Below are 2,534 nucleotides of genomic sequence, written 5' to 3'. Positions count from 1 at the left end.
GGGGTACAGGGCACCATCGATTTCTGACCGGTGCCCAGCAGGCCCACATTCGAGATGTGGAACCCGTCGACATCCTTGGCCGGGTCGATCGAATTGATCACCAGATCTTCGTTCAGATGCTTGGGCAGCGGCAGCTGCACCAGAATGCCGTGGACTGCGGGATCGGTATTCAGCTTGTCGATCAATGCCAGCAGGTCTGCCTCGGAGGTGTCCACATCCAGCTTGTGCTCATACGAGTTCATGCCGACCTCGACGGTCATCTTGCCCTTCGAGCGGACATAGACCTGGCTGGCCGGGTCTTCGCCCACCAGAACCACGGCCAGACCGGGGGTGATGCCATTTTCGTCCTTCAGCTTTGCAACCTGATCGGCAACCTGTGCCCGCACCGTTGCTGCAAAGGCCTTACCGTCGATAACCTGCGCTACCATTCTTCGATCCCTTCTTCCCAAAAACGGATCGGGCGCTTGGGGCGCCCGGTCAGTCAGTCGTTGCCGAGCACACGTTCCTCACGCGCAATCGACCAGTCAATCAGAATGCGCCACAGCGTCTCGGCCAGATCGGGGTCCATCCCCGCCGCCTGAGAGCTGGCACGCACCTTTTGCACCACCTCTTCAACACGATCCGGAATACGGGCCGGCAGGCCCTCGCCCGGCTTCAACTCAGACGCGCGATCAATGTAGCTGGCGCGCCTCACCAGCATCTCGATCAGGTGCCGGTCCAGCTGGTCAATCTGAATCCGCAGATCCTGCATCGTTGCGCAGTCTTGCGGCGGTGTCAGAGTGGGCATCGTGATCTCCTCGTGGCCCGGAGCATTCTCCGGATCACGAGATGTCTTATCTGGCGACTTAGAACAAGCCCTCGATCTCACCTGCGTCATTGAGGCAGATGCTTTCGGCCGCCGGTTTGCGCGGCAGGCCCGGCATAGTCATGATCTCACCACAGACCGCCACGATAAATCCGGCACCCGCGCTCAGGCGCACCTCGCGCACCGGAACCGAATGGCCGGTGGGCGCGCCGCGCAACGAGGGATCGGTCGAGAAGGAATACTGCGTCTTGGCCATGCAGACCGGCAGGTTGCCGTAACCGGCTTCTTCCCATTCACGCAGCTGGTTGCGGATCTTGTTGTCGGCCAAAACCTCGTCCGCGCGATAGATGCGCTTGGCGATGGTTTCGATCTTCTCGAACAGCGGCATATCGTCGGGGTAGATCGGCGCAAAGTTCGCTGTGCCCCCTTCGACGATTTCGACCACCTTCTCGGCCAGCGGCGCCGAACCTTCCGACCCCAGCTCCCAGTGACGCGACAGAACCGCTTCGACCCCGTGGTCAGAGCAATAGTCTTTCACGGCTTGCACTTCTGCGTCGGTATCGGTGACGAAGTGGTTGATGCCAACCACAACCGGCACGCCAAAGGATTTGACGTTTTCGATGTGACGACCCAGGTTGGCGCAGCCCGATTTGACCGCGTCGACGTTTTCCGCACCCAGATCAGCCTTGGCCACACCGCCATTCATCTTCATCGCACGCACGGTGGCGACCAGCACCACAGCCGACGGCGCGATACCCGCTTTGCGGCACTTGATGTTCATGAATTTCTCGGCGCCCAGATCGGCGCCAAAGCCCGCTTCGGTCACCACATAGTCAGCCACTTTCAGCGCGGTCTTGGTCGCAATGACCGAGTTACAGCCATGTGCAATGTTGGCAAACGGGCCGCCATGGACAAAGGCCGGGTTGTTTTCCAGCGTCTGCACCAGGTTCGGCTGCATCGCGTCCTTCAGCAGCACCGTCATCGCACCTTCAGCCTTGATGTCGCGGCAATACACGGCTGTCTTGTCGCGGCGATACGCGACGATGATGTCACCCAACCGCTTTTCCAGATCTTTCAGATCATTGGCCAGGCACAGGATCGCCATAACCTCAGAGGCCACGGTGATGTCAAAGCCGGTCTCGCGCGGGAAACCGTTCGATACGCCACCCAAGCTGGCCGTGATCTGACGCAGCGCGCGGTCGTTCATGTCGACCACACGACGCCACGCTACACGGCGAATGTCGATCTCGCACTCATTGCCCCAGTAGATGTGGTTGTCGATCATCGCCGACAGCAGTGAATGGGCGCTGGTGATGGCGTGAAAGTCACCGGTGAAGTGCAGGTTCATCTCTTCCATCGGAACAACCTGCGCGTAACCACCACCCGCAGCGCCGCCCTTCATGCCAAAGTTCGGGCCCAGCGAAGCCTCACGGATACAGATCATCGCGTTCTTGCCGATCCGGTTCAGACCGTCACCCAGACCCACAGTCGTCGTCGTCTTGCCCTCACCCGCAGGCGTCGGGTTGATCGCCGTCACCAGAATCAGCTTGCCGTCCTCACGGCCCTGAACCGAATTGATGAAGTCCTGGCTCACCTTTGCCTTGTCATGGCCATAGGGCAGAAGATCAGCAGATTCGATGCCGATCTTCGCACCAATCTCCTGAATCGGCTTCTTCTTCGCCTCACGCGCAATTTCGATGTCAGATTTATAGCTCATTGGGTTTCGGTC

The 2,534-nt window shown here is 59.7% G+C and carries 3 protein-coding genes; all 3 read right to left on the bottom strand.

The features are described from left to right. On the bottom strand, window positions 1-428 hold a 428-nt coding region (locus tag AC2FIC_RS20305), incomplete at its 3' end, for a tetrahydrofolate dehydrogenase/cyclohydrolase catalytic domain-containing protein (protein WP_282022572.1). A gap of 53 nt (window positions 429-481) precedes the next feature. Further along, on the bottom strand, window positions 482-787 hold the full coding sequence (locus AC2FIC_RS20300) for a chorismate mutase (RefSeq protein WP_142640424.1): 306 nt from the start codon (window positions 785-787) through the stop codon (window positions 482-484). 58 nt (window positions 788-845) lie between these two features. Continuing rightward, window positions 846-2,522 (bottom strand): formate--tetrahydrofolate ligase, encoded by a 1,677-nt coding sequence (locus tag AC2FIC_RS20295; RefSeq protein ID WP_496693145.1) that lies wholly within the window; start codon window positions 2,520-2,522, stop codon window positions 846-848. Between the last annotated feature and the right edge of the window lie 12 nt (window positions 2,523-2,534).

Source organism: Ruegeria sp. CDSC079, from assembly GCF_059610505.1.
The sequence above is the reverse complement of the archived record's forward strand: the minus strand, read 5'-3'. Positions and strand labels throughout refer to the sequence as shown.

What these genes read in the sequence shown, in the direction of transcription:
- AC2FIC_RS20295 (WP_496693145.1), bottom strand. Translation starts at nt 2,522, where the DNA reads ATGAGCTATAAATCTGACATCGAAATTGCGCGTGAGGCGAAGAAGAAG.
- AC2FIC_RS20300 (WP_142640424.1), bottom strand. Translation starts at nt 787, where the DNA reads ATGCCCACTCTGACACCGCCGCAAGACTGCGCAACGATGCAGGATCTG.